At 72.0% G+C, this 19,819-nt stretch carries 12 protein-coding genes; 5 read left to right on the top strand and 7 right to left on the bottom strand.

What is annotated here, in order from left to right:
* The first annotated feature begins 210 nt into the window (after nucleotides 1-210).
* Entirely contained in the window at nucleotides 211-690 is a 480-nt protein-coding gene (locus tag ACZ63F_RS39775) for an ATP-binding protein (protein ID WP_469718639.1), read from the top strand.
* 91 nt (nucleotides 691-781) lie between these two features.
* Here the strand turns inward: ACZ63F_RS39775 and ACZ63F_RS39770 are convergent, their stop codons facing one another.
* Complete coding sequence (locus tag ACZ63F_RS39770; protein WP_177232996.1) at nucleotides 782-1,051, bottom strand: DUF397 domain-containing protein; 270 nt, start codon at nucleotides 1,049-1,051, stop codon at nucleotides 782-784.
* 912 nt (nucleotides 1,052-1,963) lie between these two features.
* Between ACZ63F_RS39770 and ACZ63F_RS39765 the strand changes: the two genes are divergently transcribed.
* Nucleotides 1,964-2,440, top strand: coding sequence for a hypothetical protein (locus ACZ63F_RS39765; protein WP_469718735.1), 477 nt, complete (start codon nucleotides 1,964-1,966; stop codon nucleotides 2,438-2,440).
* A gap of 165 nt (nucleotides 2,441-2,605) precedes the next feature.
* Nucleotides 2,606-3,121 (top strand): DUF4232 domain-containing protein, encoded by a 516-nt coding sequence (locus ACZ63F_RS39760; protein WP_469718638.1) that lies wholly within the window; start codon nucleotides 2,606-2,608, stop codon nucleotides 3,119-3,121.
* Between the two features lie 296 nt (nucleotides 3,122-3,417).
* On the opposite strand, the gene ACZ63F_RS39755 is transcribed toward ACZ63F_RS39760, so the two are convergent.
* Nucleotides 3,418-4,554 carry a DUF2786 domain-containing protein gene (locus tag ACZ63F_RS39755; protein ID WP_469718636.1) on the bottom strand — a complete coding sequence of 379 codons (1,137 nt, stop codon included), beginning with the start codon at nucleotides 4,552-4,554 and terminating at the stop codon, nucleotides 3,418-3,420.
* Between the two features lie 148 nt (nucleotides 4,555-4,702).
* Between ACZ63F_RS39755 and ACZ63F_RS39750 the strand changes: the two genes are divergently transcribed.
* Nucleotides 4,703-5,509 carry a Clp protease N-terminal domain-containing protein gene (locus ACZ63F_RS39750; RefSeq protein ID WP_469718634.1) on the top strand — a complete coding sequence of 269 codons (807 nt, stop codon included), beginning with the start codon at nucleotides 4,703-4,705 and terminating at the stop codon, nucleotides 5,507-5,509.
* Nucleotides 5,510-5,575: 66 nt separating this feature from the next.
* Nucleotides 5,576-7,264 carry a bifunctional 3'-5' exonuclease/DNA polymerase gene (locus tag ACZ63F_RS39745; RefSeq protein WP_469718633.1) on the top strand — a complete coding sequence of 563 codons (1,689 nt, stop codon included), beginning with the start codon at nucleotides 5,576-5,578 and terminating at the stop codon, nucleotides 7,262-7,264.
* Nucleotides 7,265-7,273: 9 nt separating this feature from the next.
* Here the strand turns inward: ACZ63F_RS39745 and ACZ63F_RS39740 are convergent, their stop codons facing one another.
* The 5 genes from ACZ63F_RS39740 to ACZ63F_RS39720 all read right to left on the bottom strand — a co-directional run bounded on the left by ACZ63F_RS39740 (nucleotide 7,274) and on the right by ACZ63F_RS39720 (nucleotide 19,598).
* Nucleotides 7,274-10,474, bottom strand: coding sequence for an AfsR/SARP family transcriptional regulator (locus ACZ63F_RS39740; RefSeq protein WP_469718632.1), 3,201 nt, complete (start codon nucleotides 10,472-10,474; stop codon nucleotides 7,274-7,276).
* 416 nt (nucleotides 10,475-10,890) lie between these two features.
* On the bottom strand, nucleotides 10,891-11,784 hold the full coding sequence (locus ACZ63F_RS39735) for a glycosyltransferase family 2 protein (RefSeq protein ID WP_469718630.1): 894 nt from the start codon (nucleotides 11,782-11,784) through the stop codon (nucleotides 10,891-10,893).
* A gap of 105 nt (nucleotides 11,785-11,889) precedes the next feature.
* Nucleotides 11,890-12,306, bottom strand: a complete 417-nt coding sequence (locus ACZ63F_RS39730; RefSeq protein ID WP_469718628.1) for an ATP-binding protein — start codon at nucleotides 12,304-12,306, stop codon at nucleotides 11,890-11,892.
* Between the two features lie 89 nt (nucleotides 12,307-12,395).
* Nucleotides 12,396-12,638: an Imm32 family immunity protein gene (locus ACZ63F_RS39725; RefSeq protein WP_469718626.1), complete on the bottom strand. Its 243-nt coding sequence runs from the start codon at nucleotides 12,636-12,638 to the stop codon at nucleotides 12,396-12,398.
* A 177-nt stretch (nucleotides 12,639-12,815) separates the two neighbouring features.
* Entirely contained in the window at nucleotides 12,816-19,598 is a 6,783-nt protein-coding gene (locus ACZ63F_RS39720; protein ID WP_469718624.1) for a polymorphic toxin-type HINT domain-containing protein, read from the bottom strand.
* Nucleotides 19,599-19,819: the final 221 nt, after the last annotated feature.

Genomic DNA, 19,819 nt, shown 5'->3' with positions numbered 1-19,819 from the left:
GGAACTTGCAAGCAGGTAGTAAGCCAAGGGCAGCAAGTTGGCGGAAAAAATGGCCAACAAGCGGTACGGGAGGGTCCAATTCGGTCGCGTGCACGTGCATCTGCCCTTGCATCTGCTGTACGCATCCGAAACCATGGTCCCGCGCCACCGCTGCATCGCAACGACCGCGAATTCCCGGGAGTGCCTCGCATGGGGACGAATGGATCGACCATGCTCAAGCCATTACGGCAGGGCCTTCCGCCGCTTGATCCCGCGGCCGTGTCCAACGCCGCCTCCTGTGCCCTGCCCGCCCGCTTCGAAGCGGTGCGCGAGGCCCGGCTGTTCACCCGCAGAACGCTCGGCCAGTGGGACGTCGGTGACCGCTTCGACGACATCTGTCTCGTCGTCTCGGAACTCGTCACCAACGCCCTGCGGCACGCGGTGCCCGGCGAGACCGACTGTCTCGCGCCGCCCCAGGCGCCGGCGGTGCGGCTGCACCTGATGCGGTGGACCGGACGGCTGGTGTGCGCGGTGCGCGACCCCAGCCACGAGACGCCCGTCCCGCGCGACTCCGACGACTTCTCCGCGGAGTCCGGCCGCGGGCTGTTCCTGGTCGACTCGTTCAGCGACGGCTGGGGCTGGCACCCGCTGGCGGGCACCCTCAGCGGCAAGGTCGTGTGGGCGCTGTTCCGGCTGCAGGCCGCCGAGTGACGGACCCGGCGTCTTCGGACGCCGGGTTTCTACGCGCGTTACCCGGGCGTTGTGCACCGAACGCACCGGGTTGCCCCGGATACGGCCGCCGTCAGCTGGTGATCAGGTGGTCGAACTCGCCGTCCTTGACGCCGAGCAGCATCGCCTCGATCTCGGCGCGCGTGTAGACGAGCGCGGGCCCGTCCGGGAAGCGCGAGTTGCGGACCGCCACGTCGCCACCCGGCAGCCGGGCGAACTCCACGCAGGACCCCTGCGAGTTGCTGTGCCTGCTCTTCTGCCAGGCCACTCCGTCCAGCTGCGTGGCAGCCATGCCGTTGTACACGTCAAACCCCCCGTACACGCCGTCAACGTCGAGGTCCACAGGTCGCTCCCCGGTGGTGCACTAACTGGCTGATGTGACCATTGATGCAGCGGTCAACTGACCCGGATCATAACCTTGTTCACGTGCAGATGCATGAGCAGATGCACGTGCACGGGGGGTGTTCCTGCGGTTACAGCTTTGACGCCCGCTTTACTCAACCCGTTCCAGCGTCTGCCCCAGACTCCGCAGGACATGCGACCGCCAGCCCCCGTCCATGATCCCGCGCCGCCATCTGCGCGGGATCGCCCGGATCGAATCCTTCATGCACTAAGAAAAGACGCTTCTCCCGGCCCTGGTGTTCCACTGCGTGTGTGACGGTCCGGTGAGCAAGTTCGGCCGGATCGGAACCGGACCACCGGAGGGACGCCATCCGCCACCTGTCGTAGAGGAGGACGGGCACATCGACGACGCCGGGGAAGCGGCACGACCGAGGCCGGTGCACGGTCGTACGACCGCCCGCGCACCGGCCGCACCGACGTTCCGCAGGAGCGCGACGATCTTCCGCGTGGTCCCGTACGGCGGCAGTGCCCTCTCGGGCAGGCCCAACCTCTCGGGCAGGCCCACAGCGGATCCCTACCCGGCGTCCGCAAGTCCTCCTGGTGAGTGCTGGTAGCTTGCCGCTGTCGTCCGGGCGGCCGGGCGGCCGACCCCCTAGAACCCGGGAGCGTTGCGGTGACCACGGCTACGGCGAGTACGACTACGACGCGTATGGAGACGGCGGGCATGGAGACGGCGGGCGTGGCGACGGCGGCCGTGGGGACGGCGGGCGTGGCGACGGCGGCCGTGGGGACGGCGGGCGTGGCGACGGCTTCGGTCCCGCCCGTGGCAGTGGGGCGGAACGTTGCGGGGCGGACCGCTTCGGCGGTGGCGGCGGGGGCCTGCTCGCGGCCGCCGACGGCCCGGCGGCCTGCTCTGCGGATCGTGGCCGCCGCAGCGGGGCTGGCGGGTGCGCTCGCGCTGACCGCGTGCAGCGGGGGCGGCGGGTCCGGCGGCGACTCCTCGGCCACCCCGTCCGGCACGTCGTCCGCCGGCGCCACCGCCACGGGCGGTTCGGACGGCTCCACGGCCTCCTCCGACAAGCTGCAGGGCAGCTGGATCACCACGAGCGGTGGCAAGATCGTCGCGCTGGTCGTCACCGGCAAGGAGGCCGGGCTCTTCGAGACCGGGGGGGCCGTGTGCAGCGGGTCCGCCGGCGAGGAGGCCGGGATGCGGATGATCCATCTCACCTGCACGGACGGCAGCAAGGACCGGGTCACCGGAATGGTGGACTCGGTCAGCAAGAGCGGCATGAAGGTCACCTGGTCCGGAAAATCGGGCGAGGAGACCTACACCAAGGCCGAGGGCGGCAAGCTGCCTTCGGGGCTGCCGACGGCGGGCCTCGGGCAATAGGGGCCGGAAGGGCCGTTTTCGACCCGCGCGCGGCGTGTTCGCGGTGGGCCGGAACGGCGGCGGGGACTGGCCGGCAAGCGGTCAGAAGCGGGGGCGGGCGCGCGGGGCCCGGGCCGGGGCGTGATGATGCTGGGACACCGTCACGACCTCGATGGGGATCTGCACATGCGCGCCATTCCGCTCACCGTCACCGCCGTCGCCGCCGCCCTGGCCCTGACCGCCTGCAATGGCAGCGGTTCCAGCTCCAGCGGCAAGAACAGCTCGGCCTGCGAGATCGGCAAGGTCTCCGTCCAGGTCGGCTCCGCGAGCGTGGCGCCTGCCGCGGGGGACACCGGAGAGGTGCCGGTGAGCATCACCAACCAGAGCGCGCCGTGCACGCTGGACGGCTTCGCCGGCGTCACGCTGAAGGCCGGCGGTACGTCGGCGGCGGTCGGCGCGCAGTCGGGTGCGAAGAGCGTGCAGCTCAAGCTCGCCAAGGGTGACTCCGCGACGTTCTCCATCAGCTACGTGCGCGGCAAGGACGGCGACAAGGCGAGCCTCGCGGCCACGTCTCTGACGGTGTCCCTGCCGGGGGGCGACGCGACGGAGAGCTTCCCGTGGAAGTACGGGGCCGTGGCGGGCAAGGGGACGGCGGAGAAGCCGAACGCCTCGGTGGGGGCGTTTCAGCAGGCGGGGGACTGAATCGGGGGCGGTGCGGTCGGGCTTCGGCCGACCGGTGGTGGGGGTGGCTCGCGCAGTTCCCCGCGCCCCCGACGGGGCACTCACGGTCGTATTTCGGCTGACCGGTGGTGGGGGCGGCTCGCGCATATCCCCGCGCCCCTGACGGGGCACTCACGGTCGTATTTCGGCCGACCGGTGGTGGGGGTGGCTCGCGCAGTTCCCCGCGCCCCTGACAGGGCCCCCGCGCCGTGGCTCCGTGCCGCGCCGTGGGGGTTGCCGCGCAGTTCCCCGTGGCCCTGCCGTGGGCGCGTTGGGGGTCAGGGGAGTTGGGTGTGTGAGTGGACCTGGGCCTGGTCGGCTGCTTTTGTGCCCTCTGTCCAGCCGGCCTCGTCGGTTATGCCGCGCAGGCGGGTCGTGGTGGTTTCCGGGAACATCTGGGCCATGCGGTCGGTGACCGCCAGCTCCCTCGTGGCCAGGGCCGGGAGCAGGTCCCGGGACGGGTCGGTGTCGGCCAGGGCCGACCGGGCCGCTGCCCTGAGGCGGTCGCCGACCCGGTGGGCGTAGGCCGCCAGGAAGGACTGGCGGAAGGTCTTCGTACGCTTGCGGCCGCCCGCCCGCTGCGCCGCCTCCGCCTTCGTCATCGCGTGCGTGGCCTGCACCAGCAGCGAGGTGTGGAGCAGCTCGACCACCTCCAGGTCCGCCTCGAAGCCGACGACCGTGGAGAAGGCCAGCGGCTCGTTCCACACCGCGCGGCAGTGGTTTGCCGTGGCCACCGCGTCCAGCAGCACCGCCTTGGCCTGCTCGTACGGCGGCTCGACGCCGATCCGGCAGGCACCCGGCGCGTCCGGCGCCGGCGCCCCCGCGGCGAGCAGCGCCTCGTCCACGCTGTGCCGGGCCATCAGTTCCTGCGCCTTGGCGCTGAGCGCCTCCGCCTCCTCCGGAAAGCCGGTCGCCTCCGCCTTGGCTAGCAGCGCGCGGATCCGGGTGAGCATGCGGGACTCCGGGCGGTGCCCGGTCGCGGTGGGCCGGGGCTCGTCCAGGGGCTCCAGGGCGGGCAGCCGCAGCAGCAGGCGGTAGAGCTCCAGGACCGCGGTGGCGTGCGAGAAACGGTCCCCCACGCGTGCGGGGCCGTCCGTCTGCGGCAAAGCGTCGAGCTGCGCCCGCCAGCGGGGGCCGCGCGGCCGGTCGTCCGGTGCCTGCGCCCGGATCAGGCCGGTGGCGAGCCGTACGTGCGGATCGTCCAGCTCGCGCCGCACCAGCCGTACGACATCGGCGGGCTGCCAGCCGCGCCGCCAGGCGGCGGCGACGAACTCCCGGCCCCGACGCGCGAGTTCCACGTCGGCGCCCGAGTCGGCCGCGAGGAGGGACGCGCCCGTGTCGAGCCCGGTGTCGGTGTCGTCGTACAGGGCGCTCTGGAAAGCTCGGTCGACGGTGCTGGGCTGGCTGCTGGTCACGTGTCGATCGTGCCATGCGGCCCCGACAACGGCCGATGGCCGTCCACACCCTGTGGACAACCTCCGATCTCCCGTCGCGGGGGCGCCCGCCCCACCCAGTGTCAACCATGGGTTGACATTCAAATGCGTGTCAACCTATGGTTGACACATGGCTACCGACCCGCACATCACGGCATCCGTACGCCTCGACGACCTCATCGCGGCGATCAAGAAGGTTCACCCCGAACCCCTCGAACAGCTCCAGGACGCGGTGATCGCCGCCGACCACCTGGGCGACGTGGCCGACCACCTGATCGGCCACTTCGTCGACCAGGCCCGGCGCTCGGGCGCGTCCTGGTCCGACATCGGCAAGAGCATGGGCGTGACCCGGCAGGCGGCACAGAAGCGCTTCGTGCCCAAGGAGTCCGCCGCCCTCGACCCCGGTCAGGGCTTCGACCGCTACACCCCGCGCGCACGGAACGTGGTGATGGCGGCCCACAACGAGGCGGTCGCGGCCCGCAACTCCGAGGGCCGCCCCGAGCACCTGGTCCTCGGCCTGCTGGCCGAACCGGACGGCATCGCGGCGAAGGCGATCCTCGCGCAGGGCGTCCTGCTCGACACCGTGCGCCAGGCGGCGACGGCGGCGCTGCCGCCGGCCTCGGACGACGCCCCCGACCTCGTCCCCTACGGCCCGGAGGCCAAGAAGGCCCTCGAACTCACTTTCCGCGAGGCGCTCCGCCTCGGCCACAACTACATCGGCACCGAACACCTGCTGCTGGCCCTCCTGGAACACGAGAACGGCGACGGCGTCCTCAGCGGACTGGGCATCACCAAACCGGCGACCGAGGAGTACATGACCAAGGTGCTGTCGCTGCTGCTGGAGCAGAAGAACGCGGCGGCCGAGGCGGCGGGCGCGGCGGAGGCCGCGGGCGGCTCGGACGGGGAGGGGAGCGGGGCAGGCACGGGGGCGGGCTGAAAGCCCGCCGGAACGGCGAATCCGCAGGTCACAGCGATTGTCAGTGGTGGATGCCACACTCGCAGCATGACCGACCGGTGGGCTCTCGCTCCGGCCGAGGACGGTGGCGTGGACGTCGCCCCCCTCGGTCCGGACGGGCTGCCCGCCGGGCCGGTGCGGCGGGAGCCCGATCTCGCCGGGGCGGTCAGGGGCCGCCCGGAGGTGACGCGCTGGGTGTGGCGGTCGACCGCCGAGGTCTACCCGCGTCTGCTCGCCACGGGGGTGCGAGTGGAGCGGTGCTACGACATCGAGGACGCCGAGACACTTCTGCTGGGCCACGAGGGACGCTCCGGCGAGCCGCATTCGGCCGCCGCCGCCCTGGCCCGCCTCCGCGGCGGCCCCGTACCGCCCGACCCGCCGCAGCGCGCCGCCGAACCGGGCGCGCAGTCCCCGCTGTTCGAGCCGCAGGGCGCCGCCCGCCTGACGCTCGACGAGCTCCTCGCGGTCTACGCCGAGCAGCAGCGCCGGCACGACCGGGCCGAACACCCGGACCGGATGCGGCTGCTGACCGCCGCGGAGTCGGCCGGGATGCTGGTCGCCGCCGAGATGAACCGCGCGGGCCTGCCCTGGAGCGCCGAGGTCCACCGCGAGGTGCTGCGCGAACTGCTCGGCGAGCGGTACGCGGGCGGCGGCGAGCCGCGCCGGCTGGCCGAGCTGGCGGACGACGTGTCGGCCGCGTTCGGCAGGCGGGTGCGCCCGGACCTGCCGGCCGACGTGGTCAAGGCCTTCGCGCAGGCCGGGATCAAGGTGAAGTCCACCCGCCGCTGGGAGCTCTCCGGCATCGATCATCCGGCGGTGAAACCGCTCCTCGAATACAAGAAGCTGTACCGGATCTGGGTGGCGCACGGCTGGACCTGGCTCCAGGACTGGGTGCGCGACGGCCGCTTCCGGCCCGAGTTCCACGCGGGCGGCACGGTCACCGGGCGCTGGGTGACCAACGGCGGGGGCGCACTGCAGATCCCCAAGGTGATCCGGCGGGCCGCGGTCGCCGAGCCCGGCTGGCGGCTGGTCGTGGCCGACGCCGACCAGATGGAACCCCGCGTGCTGGCGGCGATCTCCCGCGACCCCGGGCTGATGGAGGTCGCCGGGCGCGAGACCGACCTCTACCAGTCCGTCTCCGACCGCGCCTTCTCCGGCGACCGCGCCCAGGCCAAGCTCGCCGTCCTCGGCGCGGTCTACGGCCAGACCTCGGGCGACGGGCTGAAGAACCTGGCCGCGCTCAGACGCCGCTTCCCCAAGGCGGTCGCCTACGTCGACGAGGCGGCGCGGGCCGGGGAGGAGGGCCGGCTGGTGCGCACCTGGCTGGGCCGGACCTGCCCGCCGGCGACCGGTGCGGGCGACGGCACCGAGGAGGCGGGGATGCCCCAGGAGGAGCCGGAGGAGCAGGCGGCCGAGGGCTGGGTGCCGGGCTACGCCTCCAGCAACTCCCGGGCCAGAGGCCGCTTCGCACGCAACTTCGTCGTCCAGGGCAGCGCCGCCGACTGGGCCCTGCTGATGCTCGCGGCGCTGCGCCGGACCTGCGCGGACCTGGCCGCCGAGCTGGTCTTCTTCCAGCACGACGAGGTGATCGTGCATTGCCCCGAGGAGGAGACCGACACGGTCGTGGCGGCGATACGGGAGGCGGCCGACCTGGCCGGACGGCTGACGTTCGGGCAGACGCCGGTACGGTTCCCGTTCACGACGGCGGTGGTGGAGTGCTATGCCGACGCGAAGTGACCGGCCCGGTCAGCCGTCGGAGGCCAGCAGGGTGCGCAGCTCCGCGAGGACATCCGGCTCGTCCGTCCCGTCCAGGGCCGTGAGGGCCTCGCGCCAGACGCCGTGCGCCTCCTCGGTGCGCCCCTGCTCGCGCAGGAGCAGACCGAGTTGGTGGCGGGCGAGACCCCCGCTGTAGCGGTCGGCGCGGGCGTCGGCGCGGCGCAGGAGTTCGGCGCACTCGTGGTGGGCGCGGGCGGTCCGTCCGAGGGCGCGCAGCGAGCGGACCAGGCCGAGCCGGGTCTGGGACTCCCCGTGCCAGTCGCCGTGGCCGCCGAGAATGCGCAGGCTCTCCTCGAAGTGCCCGGTGGCGGCCGCCGGTTCACCGAGGCGAAGCTGGGCGTAGCCGATGTTGCAGTGCGCGGAGTGCCGCAGGATCACGGCGCCGATGGCGTCTCCGATCGCGAGGGAGCGCCGGTGCTGCTCGATGGCTGCGCGCGGGTCGGTGTGTTCGTAGAGGTTGCCGAGATGGCTGTGGGTGACGGCCTCGCCGTAGGGATCGTTCAGCTGCCGGGAGTAGTCCAGGCTCTGCCGCAGCGCCTCGCCCGACTCCTCGTACCGGCCGAGCCCCTCTAGCAGCAGTCCCCGGTTGTTCAGGGCGCGCCGGATCCAGGAGACCATGCCCAGCCGCCGCCACAGGGCCAGCGCCCCGTCGGTCAGGGTGAGGGCCTCCCGCTGGCGCCCGGTGAGGAAGCGCAGGCCGGCGAGGTCGCCCAACGCGTAGGCCTCGGCGGGCTCGTCTCCGAGGCGCCGGGCGGCGGCCAGGGCGGCGGTGCCGAGCACCTCCATCTCGGCGACCCGGCCGCTGCGCAGGACGTAGGGGTAGAGGAGCCGGACGAGCGTGGCGAGGTAGGCGCTGATCCGCGCGTCGGCGGAGTCGGCGTACCGCTCCACCAGGGCGACTATGTTCTCCAGTTCCGTGTCCCCCCAGGCGAAGGCGTGCTCGGCGCACTCGAAGGGCGGCAGGGCGGCGGCGTACCGCTGGTGTTCGGGCGGCTGGGCGGTGGTGGGCCGGCGGCGGTCGGCCTGGTCGCGTCCCGGTTCGAGGATCGCGAGGAGGGCGCGCTCGGCGACGGCGGCGAACCAGCGCAGGGCGGTGAGAGCCGCCTCGGTTCGGTCGGCGCCATGAACGCCGTCGGTGCCGGTGCCCCCGGCCCGACCGCCCCCGTCGCTCCGGTCGCTCCTGTCAGCCCTCTCGGCCCCGTCGGCCAGCTCGCGGGCGAAGTCCCGTACGAGGTCGTGCGGGGTGTAGCGGCCGTACGCCGTCTCCTCCAGGAGGGCGACGTCGACCAGGCGGTCCAGGGCAGCCTCGGCGCGACGCTCGTCGGTGCCGGTGAGCCGGGCGACGAGGGGGGCGCCGTAGGTGGGGAGGTCGAGGGCGCCGAGGTGGCGCAGGACGAGGGCGGCGTCGCGGTCGGGGACGCGGTCGGAGCCGGCCAGGGCGTCATGGGCCACGGCGAGGGAACGCCGGACACTGAGGTCGTCGTATTCGAGATGGCGCAGCCTGTCCTCGGTGGCGGCCAGTTGACCGGCCAGCACCTCGGGGGTGAGGGCACCGCGGGCGGCCAGCCGGGCGGCCACCACGCGCAGGGCGAGCGGGAGCCGTCCGGTGAGGCCGACGAGCGGGTGACCGGCGTCGATCTCCGCACGCCCGCTGACCGCGCGCAGCAGCGCGGCGCTGTCCTCCCCGCTCAGCGGCCCGAGCGGGAAGCGGCGGGCACCGTCGAGCGCGGCGAGCGGCGAACGGCTCGTGACGATCACCGCGCAGCCGGGGCCGCCGGGGAGCAGCGGCCGCACCTGGGCGGCGTTCGCGGCGTCGTCGAGGAGCAGCAGGGTGCGCGTCGGCGCGAGCAGGGACCGCAGCAACGCGGCGGCCGCGTCCGGGTGTTCGGGGATGTGCCGGGGATCGGCGCCGAGGTCCCGCAGCAGCGCGGCGAGCGCCTGGCCGGGCGCGAGCGGGGGCATGCCAGGGGTGGCGCCGTGCAGGTTGACGTAGAGCTGGCCGTCGGGGAAACGATCCCGCAGCTGGTGTGCCACGTGCAGGGCGAGCGCGCTCTTGCCGACGCCGGCCATGCCGCTGAGGACGACGAGGACAGGGGCAGGGGCAGGGGCAGCCGCAGGCGGACGGGTGAGGGCGAGAGCCAGTTCTTCGCGCGTGGCGCTGCGGCCCGTGAAGTGGGCCGGGGGCGGGGGAAGTTGGGCGGGACGGGGGGACGCGGAGTCGTCGCGCGTAGAACCCGGGTCAAGGGGCTGGCCGGGATCACGGCCAAGGCGCTGGCCGGGATCGGCGGCGCCGGCGTCCGGGCGACGGTCAGGTGACGCGCCGTCCAGGGGCGCGGGGAACTGCGCGACCGGCCGCAACGCACCCGCATCCGGCCCACCGCCCGAGGCGCCCTCGTACGTCAGCGCTCCCGCCACCGCGCCACTCCCCCGCAGCACCTCCACATGGGCCCGGCGCACCGCCGGGCCGGGCTCGACGCCGAGCTCCTCGCGCAGGCGGTTGCGCAGGTCGCGGTGGACGGCGAGGGCCTCGGCCTGCCGCCCGCCGCGGTGGAGGGCGAGCATCAGCTGGCGGTGATAGGCCTCGCGGAGCGGGTACTCCGCGACAAGCGCGGCCAGCTCCGGTACGACGCCGCCCAGCCGGGGCCCGCCGAGGGCGAGTTCCGCGTCGTAGCGCCACTCCAGGAGCAGCAGCCGGGCCTCCTCCAGGCGCTGCACGAAGGCGTAGCCGCCGAGTTCGGCGGGGAGACCGCCGAGCGGGCTGCCACGCCAGAGCGCGAGCGCGTCGGCGCAGGCGCGCAACACCCGGTCCCACTCCCGCCGCCCGTGCGCCGCGCGCGCCTGGGACACCCGGACCTCGAACACGTCGACGTCCAGTTCACCGTCGTCGACACGCAGCAGATACCCGGGCGGCACGGCCCGCAGCCGCTCCGGGTCGTCGAGGAGCCGGCGCAGCCGGGTGACGTGGTTGTGCAGGGAGGCGCGCGCCGACACCGGGGGCGCCCCGCCCCACAGCGCCTCCCGCAGCGACTCGACGGAGACGACCCGTCCGGCCTCCAGGAGCAGCGCGGCGAGCAGCGCGCGCACCTTGGGGCTGCCGATGGGGCGTACGTCGGCCGCGTCGTAGAGGACCGGAGGTCCCAGCAGTCCGAACCGCAGCTCGTACCGCTGCATCACTCCACCCTTCGCCTCCCCGCACGGCGGAGGTGCCCGCCGGTCCTGGATCCTGGCGGAATCGCATCCCGTAGGGGATGACTTCCCGCCACCTTCTCTGTGCCGGTCGGAGCCGGAATCCGCTGGGCTTCCGGCCTGCTCCCCGAGCCGAACGACGTCTTCGCGCCAACCGGTTGACGACCTCCGGGAGAACCGCTGGCCACATGTTAGCGATCCGTTGGCGAGCCCTGATGTGATCTTCGTATCGGACCGGGTCCGACGGCGCACGCGTGAATCGCGTGACTCGGGGGAGTGTCGCCGCAGGCCAGGGTCCGGGGACGCGAGAGGGTTCCGGTCGGCGGAGGTGATCGACCGGGACCCTCGTCCCGCTTCCGGACCGGACTACGACCGGCTCCCCGCCCCCGGCTTCCCCAACCTCAGACGACGGGCGGGCGTCCGAGCCGGGTGAGCCGCCAGACCGTGCGCCAGCGCATCGGGCGGCGCTCCCCGGCCGGCTCGCGCAGCCCTTCGGCGAAGCCGGCGAACCAGGCCCGCAGGCCGCCCGTCGAACGGGTGCGCAGGAGCGTGATCAGTATCCAGACGCCGAGGTGGACCGGGATGAGCGGCAGGGGCAGCCGACGGCGGGTCAGCCAGACGCGGTTGCGGGCGGTGACCCGGAAGTAGACGGCGTGCCGCGCGGGCGAGGTCCGGGGGTGCTGGAGGAGCAGCTCGGGGGCGTAGAGGATCCGCCAGCCGGCGTCGGCGGCCCGCCAGGCGAGGTCGGTTTCCTCGTGCGCGAAGAAGAACTCGGCGGGCCAGTCGCCGGTCTCGGCGAGCATGGCCATGCGCAGGGCGTGCCCGCCGCCGAGGAACCCGGTGACGTAACCCCCGCGCATGGGGTCCGCGTTGCCGACGCGCGGCACGTGCCGCCGCTGGGTCACACCGCGCTCGTCCGCGATCCGGAAGCCGACGATGCCGAGACGGGGGTCGGCGGCGAACAGGTCCCGTACCTGCCGGAACACCTCGACGTCGACGAGCAGGCCGTCGTCGTCCAGTTCGACGACGACGTCCACGTCGCCGAACGCGCGCAGGGTGTCGAGGGCGACGTTGCGGCCGCCGGGGCAGCCGAGGTTGTCCTCGACGTCGACGGTGGTGACCTCGCCGGGCAGGTCGAGTCGGCGGGCGAACTCGGGCAGCCGGCAGCCGTTGCCGACGATCACGATGCGGGCCGGGGCGAGGTCCTGCTTGGCGACGGACCTGAGCAGGGCGTCGACCTCGTCGGGTCGGTTCCCCATGGTCACCACGGCAACCGCGAGCCTCGGCTCCGCCATGTCCCTCACCCCATCCGGCCGACGGCGGTGACCACGCCCTGACCGCGCGACACTCGTCGTTCACCACGATGTTGCCCCAGGTGCGCCGGTAATCCTGACTCCGATTTAGTTTGCATCCCTTTTACGGCGATTTTTCCTGTGCCGAACGAACGGGAGGAGCAGCACGACATGGGACCCAACGACGCGCAGATCGTCCGCATCTTCAGCCGGGAGGAGAAGGGCATGAGCGCCGACTTCACGCTGAAGGCCACCGGCAACGCCGAGATCGTGGTGGAGGCGGAGGCCGGCCACACCCGGGTACTCCCGCCCCTCCCCCAGCAGCTGCGCCAGTACCCCGTACGGCAGCGCGGTCTCGCTCTCCGCGCCACCACCGCCGATGACGCACCCGGCGCCCGACTCCCCGAGAAACCGCCGCACCAGCGCGGTCTTCCCGATCCCGGAGGCCCCTTCGACCACGACCGCTCGCGGCCGCCCGGACGCGGCCTCCTCGGACAACCGCCGCAGCAGCACCCGCTCCGCCACGCCCCCCCCGAACCCGCAGCCCATGCCGAAGTGAGCCCACCCCGTCGGGAACGGGGTGGGCTCAGTGCTTCGGCCGAGGGCTCTCTGTCTCAGGACGCCGGGATCACATCGCCGTCGATGGCGACGACCACTGATCCCGATCCCTCGGCCAGATAGTCGTGGTCCGGAAAGTAGTCCACGTGCAGATGGTCGTCCTGGTCCGCCTCCGCGGCGAAGCCCTCGATGTTCTCGGCGAGGAGCGAAAAGGACTCCGGACCGCCCCGCAGATCCACGGACCCGCTGTCCCCGGACGACGAGATCGTGATCTTCCCGCTCCCCTGCCGGAATGTCATCCGTGACAACGACCTGCTGTACGGGAACGGATCAGAGACCTTCTCCAGGAGAATCTCTCCCTGCCCGCTCCGCAACTGCTGCCCCAGGGACCGCAGTTCGGAACGGGTTCCGGAGAGCTCCAGCTCCCCGGTCGAATCACCGCGCAAGACCTTCACCGTTACACCTTTGCTCTTCGCCTACGGCCAGTAGTCGCCGGGCCGGATGGTGGACGGGTCGATCGCCGTGTGCGGATCCTTGAGCGGGCCGCTGGTGACCGTTTTACCGTTGATCTGGGTCTCCAGGTTCAGATGCGGGCCCAGCTTCTGGACGTGCCCGCTCCCGGGGTTCACATCGAACCTCGCGATCTTCCTGACCATGTTCCCGGACGCGTCGGTCGACACGCTCATGAACTGGACTCCGCCGCTGCCGGACCGCACCACTGTCGCGTTGTCCCCGACATGCGCCACGGCGCGGCTGACGGCCTCGTCCATCGAGATGCTGCAGTTGTGGACCAGGACCGGTGTGCCGCCTGCCAGCACATAGTACGTGTGGAGGTCGGCGACGGTGAGGTTGTACATGTCAGCCACGCCGGGGCGGGGCAGGACGGCGGCCAGGGTGACACGCCTGTCGTCGACGCTCTTGAGGGTGTGGCCAGGCGAGAGCCGGCCAGCCTCGACCCAGGTGTGGGCGGAGTCGTCCCAGAAGGGGTGGTGAGAGGTGGTGCGGATCGTGACGGTCCTGCCGTCCGTGCCGCGGACCTCGAGGTCGACGAGGTCGTTGTCGCGGTGCAGGAGTTCGGCCGTCACCGTCCGCGCACCGCGTCTGCCGGTCCTGGGATCCGTCGCGATGACCTTGTCGCCGATCCTCACTTCGACGATGGGTTTGGTGGTGCCGTCGGCCATGAGGACTTCGGTGCGGGGGTCGAAGCTGTTCCGGCAGGTGGCGGCCGCCTTGCTCTCGGCTCCCGCGGCGCCCCCGAGATAGGCCATGAACAGCTCACTGGTGATGCCCTCGATGACCTTGCCCCGGGCGACCTCCTTGGCCTCGTCCGCGCACTGGTCGGCGTGGTAGACGCAGTAGGTCGCCGCGATCTCCTTGGCTTTCGCGACGTCCTTGCCGCCGTGCAGCACGTAGAGGTAGGCCTGGCGGCATCCCTCGCGGCCGTAGCAGGCGGAGCCCGCCGTGGAGGACTCGTAGGCCGGGTTGTACCAGAAGTCGTCCGTAGCCTCCCCGTTCATCCGGGGGGACCAGAAGTCGTCCGCCAGCTTGTCGATGTCGTTCGTGACCGGGGTGTTCACGGCGACCCAGTGCTTCTTCGCCGCCTGGGAGCGCTTGTAGATGTTGCCGCGGTGGTAGTCGGACGTGCCGGTCTTCGGGTCGTAGCCGACTTCCTGCTGCTCGTGCTTGGAGCAGTACTTGAGGTCGTACTGGCAGGAGTTGGGCTTGGAGCCGATCTCCGTGCCCGCCGGGTCGGAGTGGGTCAGCGGGTTGTTGTTGGCGTAGGTGTAGCCGTGCATCTGCTGCGGGTCGGTGGCCGTGAAGACCGGGTCGACCGACAGGAAGCGGCCCGTGGCGGGGTCGTACTCGCGCGCGCCGAGGTGGGTGAGGCCGGTCGCGGTGTCGGTGGTGCCGCCGACGAAGCCCCGGGTGCCGGTCCAGGTGTTCGGCACGGTGCCGCGCAGCCCGCCGAACGGCAGGGTGCGGCGCTGGGTCAGCGCCTGGGTGTCGGCGTTGACGGACAGCTGGGCGGTGCCGTGGTGGTCGGCCAGGGTGAAGGAGAAGGTTCCGTCGTTGGCCTGAACGGCCTGGTGGCCGCCGCCGAGGTCGAAGTAGCGGGTGCCCTTGGCCGTCGTGGCGCCCTTGGCCAGAGTGACTTCCGTGGCGCCCAGGTAGAGCGTGGTCTCGGTCGGGGTGCGGCCGATCAGCCGGTTGCCGTCGGCGTCGTACAGGTACTCGGTGACCTTGTCGCTGCCGCCCTCCACCGGCTGGGTGACCTTGGCGAGATGGCCTTCGGCGTCCCAGTCCAGGGTCTGGGAGGTGCCGTTGCCCAGCAGCCGGGTGTGGGTGTTGCCCGCGTCGTCGTAGGTGAAGCTGTCGGTGGACTTCACCGTGCCGGTGGTGGTGTCCACCGAGCCCAGCGTGTGCGGCCGGACCGCACCCGGATCGGGGTAGTGGTAGCTGCGCTGAGTGTCCGAGGCCCCGCTCGTGGTGGCGTGCTGCGTCTCGGTGAGCCGGTTGCCGACCTTGTCGTAGGTGTAGGAGGTCCAGTACGGGGCCGGCCCGCCAGGCGTCGCGGCGTTGGGGCTGGTGACACAGCCGGTGGCCGACTGGGCCCACGCCTCGGTCAGCCGGCCGAGGTAGTCATAGGTGAAGCACTGGTTGTCGGTGCCGGACCGGGAGGTGTCCGAGACGGACAGGACGTTGCCCGCCTCGTCGTAGGAGTAGGTGTTGTACTGGTCGACGCCCGCGACGTCCTGGCGGTCCACCCGTGAGGTGGCCAGCCGCTGGGTGCCCCACTGATAGGTGTTGGTCTCGTACGTCGTCTTGCCGCCGTTCGCGGCCAGCGAGTACTGCAGCGGCTTGCCGACGGAGCTGTAGGACGTGGTCGCGGTGAGGTTCTGCGGGCCGCTGACCTTGACGGGCCGCAGCGTGCCGTCCTCGTAGGTGTAGGCGACGGTGTTGGCGGCCAGGTCGCCGGCCTTCGGGTAGCCGACGCCCTGCACCGTGCCCGACGCGTTGTAGGTGGTCGTCGACAGGTAGGTGCCGGCGAGCGCGCCCTCGCTGGAGGGGATGGTCACCGAGGTGCGCAGGGGCCGGTAGAGCCGGTCGTAGGCGACGACGCTGGACTTGTACTCCTGGCCGCCGCTGTAGCGCGAGCTGGACGCGAGCCGGCCCTTGGCGCCGCTGATCGTGTCGTACACCCACTTGGCGCGCAGCGTGCCGGTGGCGGAGGTGTCCCGCAGTTCGGTCCTGCGGCCCAGACCGTCGTAGACGCTGGCGAGGACGGTGCCTCGGGCGTCCTTGGTGCTGGTCAGCTGGGCGCGGTCGTCGTACTCGTTGTGGGTGGCGCCCTTGTCGGGGTCCGTGGTGTCGGTGAGCCGGCCCATCAGGTCGTACGTCCAGGTCCAGGCATTGCCCGCCGGGTCGGTGACCCTGGTCAGCTCACCGCGCGGCGAGTAGCCGTAGGACGTGGTGTCGTAGGCGGCGTCAGCGTCACGGGCGCGCAGCTCACGCAGTTCGGTGGTGTTGCCGCGGGCGTCGGTGACGGTGGTCCGAGCCGTGCCGCCGACCGGCGGGATGACGGTGGTGCGGTCGCCGCCGTAGACGGTCTTCGTGACACCGAGGACCGCTCCACCGTCGCCGTTGCCGGCGATCTGCCGCAGCTCGGTCACCCGGCCCAGACCGTCGTAGGTGTAGCGGTTCTGGGTCTCCACGCTCAGCGCGTTCTCGGGCTTGAACATCGTCGTGGAGGGCGCGGTGGTGTCGGTGTAGTAGGTGGCGAACTCCTTGACCACCTGGCCGCGTTCGTCGTAGAAGGTGTCCGCCAGCAGCGTGCCGCCGTTCGGACCGGGCGCCTGGGTCTGGCGGGGGCGCAGGAAGCCGTCGTAGAAGGCGTACGAGGTGTCCTGGGCGCCGGAGTTGCCGATCGTCTTCGTGCCCACGGCCACCGGCTTGCCGTCGGTGACGGTGTACGTGAACTCGTAGCTGGGGGTCTGGCTCGTGGTCCGGTCCGCCAGCCACACCTTGCTGGTGCGGCCCAGCGGGTCGTACGCGTACGTCGTGACCTTGCCGTTGGTGTCGGTCTCGGTGAGCGGCTGCCCGCGCAGCGCCTCGTAGGCGGTGGTCGACGTCTGGGCGGTCGTGCTGTCCCCGGCCGTGGCGGGCGGGGTGGTCACCGTGCTGCTCGTCGGGAACCCGGTGGCCGGGGTGTACGCGGTGGTGGTGGTACGGCCGTCCGAACGCGCGGTGCGGGTGAGCGTGCCGGCGGAGGTGACCGTGACGTCGGCGGTCAGGTCGGTGGTGGTCAGCGCCCGTCCGTAGCCGTCGTAGGTGGAGCCGGACTCCAGATAGGCCGCGGTGGTGCCGCTGTACGTCTTGAGTTTCGCGGTCCTGGTGGCGTCGCCCTTCGTCGCCGCGGCACCGTACGCCCCGCCGTCGTAGGCGGTGCGGACGTCGGACAGCACGTCGGCCGGGCGGCTGGTGGTGGCGTCACAGGCCTTGGCGACCGTCTCGACCCGCACGGGGGCGTCGACGGGGACACTGCCGGAGACGTAGGTGGTGCGGGTGCACTGGTCGTCGGCCGCGGTCGTGGTGTCGCCCAGGTCCTCGCTCTGGATGACCAGGCCCGTGGTGGTGTCATGGGTGTCGGAGCCCGCGGTGGTCCGCCACTTGACGCCCGCGCCGTCGTCCAGAGAGGTCCAGGACCTGGTGGAGGCGGAGCCGGTCAGGTTGGCGGTGACGGTGCCCCAGTCCCGGACCTTCTTCGCGGTCTGCTGGTACCAGGGCCGGCTCACCGTCTTGGAGAGCACCTTGCCGCCGGGACCGGAGTAGGTGACGGTCTTGTAGGCGAAACCCGCCTGCGACTCGTGGTCGGTGATCGGGTCGCCCTCGCCGGAGTCCAGAGTGACCGACACGCTCTTGGTACCGCCGGAGGGACCCAGCCGGTCGCCGTCCATGCCGCGCAGGAAGTACGTGTCCGTCTGCGACTTCATCGCCGACGCGCCGCCCTGCCCGCCGGTGCGCACCCGTACGTGGCCGTAACCGCGCCACTGCGACCAGGTCTTGGACTTCTCCTTGGTCATCCCGTCGTCATCGTCGTAGTGCCAGGCGGCGCCGTCCAGGTAGTCGTACATGGTGACCTGGTCGGGCGCGCCGCCGGTGCGGTCGGTCGAGGTGACCGTGTCGACCACGTACTTGTTGAACCACTGCCGGTCCGGGTCGTCGGTCGTACTGCCGCCGATGTACTGCGGGAAGCAGCGGGTCGTGTTGGTCTGCGGCGTGGGCAGTGCGGCCGCGTCACAGACCGGGGCGGAGTAGCCGACGTCGATCTGGCCGCCGGACTCGTCGGCGACGGTGGAGAGCCGGGACTTGATGTACGGGGCGTAGCCGTCGCCGATCTTGTCCAGCCGGTTGGCGAGCTGGGTGTAGGCGAGGGTGACCTTCGGCAGGGTGACCGAGTTGGTGCCGTCGTAGCCGGTGCGCTGGACGGAGTCGAGCAGCAGCTGGTAGTCGGTGTCGGCCATCCCCCACCGGTGGGTGAGCTTCCAGCCGTCGACGTTGCTGTAGGAACCGGACACCAGTACCTGGGTGGTGACACCGGTCAGCCGCTTGCGGGTGAAGAACGCCGGGGAGTAGCGGCCGTTGTCGCAGTCGGTGCCCGCCTCGCAGTTGAGGTCCCACGGGGTGTCGTACCAGTACGGGGAGTCCGTGGTGATGGACGAGCACGTCGTCGAGCTGTCGGGGATGCATCGCTCACTGCTGGTGAAGTCGACCTTGGCCAGCGCCTTCGCCGAGTACATGGCCGTGTTCTTCAGGCCGTACTCGATGCGGTCCACCGTCCCGCCGCGGACGTACGTCGTGTCGTCGGCGGCGGTCAGGTTGCGGCCGTAGGAGTTGGTCTCCTTGTCGTAGTAGTACGCGACCGCGTTGCCGTGCGGGTCCACGACGTAGTCGAGGTTCCAGCGCCAGCCCTGCTGGCACCAGGAGGCCGCGAACGTCGAGGCGTTGCACGGTTCGCCGGTGTTGTTGCCGAAGACCGGCACCGTCCAGGCCGAGTCGGTGGTCTCGTTGCCGCTCGCCCAGCCGGGCAGCCGGTTGTAGCCGAAGTAGTACTGGATGCCGTCGGGAGTGGTCACCCGCCAGTACTCGTCGTTGCGCGCGCCGTTCGAGCGCACGTCGGACGACGAGCCGTAGATCCGGTCGATCTTCGTTCCGTCGTCGTTCTGCAGCTTGAAGGAGTTGGTGCCGTTCGGCACCAGCTCCCCGCCCGAACCGTTCAGCGACAGCGTGGCGTTGTCGTACGCCCAGCACAGGTCGCCCGGCTTGTTCCCGTCGGCGTTGGTCGCGCCGTCGTCCGCGCATCCCTTGTAGCTGCGCTCGATGAAGCCGGGCGACAGGTCGAAACCGTCACCGACCCACGAGGACTGGTTGTTGGTGTTGCCGGTACGGCCGTCGACGCCGCCGGAGGAGTACGAGAGCCCGACCTGCGGGGTCAGCCCGCCGGGCACCTGCGGCACCGTCATGTCGTACGACCACGCGAACGAGCCGCTGCTCTGATCCGTGCTCCACGTCGACGAGGAGGACAGGGAAGTGGCCTTGTAGTCGCCCCTGTCGCCGCTCGCCGAGGCGGTCGCCGCGAGGACGGTAGCCGTGTTCGCGCTGAGGGTGACCGAGTTCGCGGTCAGCGTCTGCTTCTCGGTGTCGTTGACCGTCGCCACGGGGCGGGTCGTACGGCACTGCTTCTTCTGCGGGGTCGTCAGCGCGCACGCGGGCAGCCGGACCAGGGTCAGCCGGGATGCGTAACCGCCGCCGTACAGGCCGGCGAACGAGGAGTAGTCCAGCCCGGCACGCACCTTGCCGCCGCGCTGGGTGCCACCGCTGCGGCCTGGGGTCAGTGCGAAGACCGGTCCTTCGACACCCGCCTTGCGCGCCGCGCCGCGCGACAGTGTGCTCACGGTGTAGGCGCCGGCGGCCGCGGACCGCTCCGCCCCGGTGTCCAGGGTGAGCGGGAGCCCCTTGACCCGGGCCGCTTCATGACCGAGCGTCACCTGCACCGCGCCCGCCTTCGGCCAGGCGGTGGCCGGCGCCTCGGCGGGCGTCCGGGGCCCCTTCGTCACCTTGCGGGGCAACGCCTTGCCCACCGGGCCGCCGGCGACCGGCGACTCGGCCTGCGGCAGCGCCGGCTTGCGCCAGCCCTGGGCGACGGCGGGCACTCCCGACGCCTGCAGCAGTGTCGCGGTCAGCACGGCGGCCGTGGCCATGGCCACCCGGGGCCATGGCCGAAGGCCTGTTCGTGTGCGTCGTCTGATCTTCATTGCGGGGCTGTCTTCCTCCCGTTGGGTGCTCCGCGGGCAGCAGGGGGCCGCACACGGCGGAGCGAGGCAGGTGGCCGGGGGGGGGGGGGGGGGGGGGGGGGGGGGGGGGGGGGGGGGGGGGGGGGGGGGGGGGGGGGGGGGGGGGGGGGGGGGGGGGGGGGGGGGGG

The sequence above is a fragment of the Streptomyces sp. NPDC104761 genome (assembly GCF_055583445.1).
This window is presented reverse-complemented; position numbering and strand designations above follow the sequence as displayed.

Excerpts from the sequence above, each read along its gene's own strand:
- ACZ63F_RS39750 (WP_469718634.1), top strand. The coding sequence starts at position 4,703 with ATGGCTACCGACCCGCACATCACGGCATCCGTACGCCTCGACGACCTC.
- ACZ63F_RS39740 (WP_469718632.1), bottom strand. The coding sequence starts at position 10,474 with ATGCAGCGGTACGAGCTGCGGTTCGGACTGCTGGGACCTCCGGTCCTC.
- ACZ63F_RS39735 (WP_469718630.1), bottom strand. The coding sequence starts at position 11,784 with ATGGCGGAGCCGAGGCTCGCGGTTGCCGTGGTGACCATGGGGAACCGA.
- ACZ63F_RS39720 (WP_469718624.1), bottom strand. The coding sequence starts at position 19,598 with ATGGCCACGGCCGCCGTGCTGACCGCGACACTGCTGCAGGCGTCGGGA.
- ACZ63F_RS39725 (WP_469718626.1), bottom strand. The coding sequence starts at position 12,638 with ATGACATTCCGGCAGGGGAGCGGGAAGATCACGATCTCGTCGTCCGGG.
- ACZ63F_RS39775 (WP_469718639.1), top strand. The coding sequence starts at position 211 with ATGCTCAAGCCATTACGGCAGGGCCTTCCGCCGCTTGATCCCGCGGCC.
- ACZ63F_RS39760 (WP_469718638.1), top strand. The coding sequence starts at position 2,606 with ATGCGCGCCATTCCGCTCACCGTCACCGCCGTCGCCGCCGCCCTGGCC.
- ACZ63F_RS39745 (WP_469718633.1), top strand. The coding sequence starts at position 5,576 with ATGACCGACCGGTGGGCTCTCGCTCCGGCCGAGGACGGTGGCGTGGAC.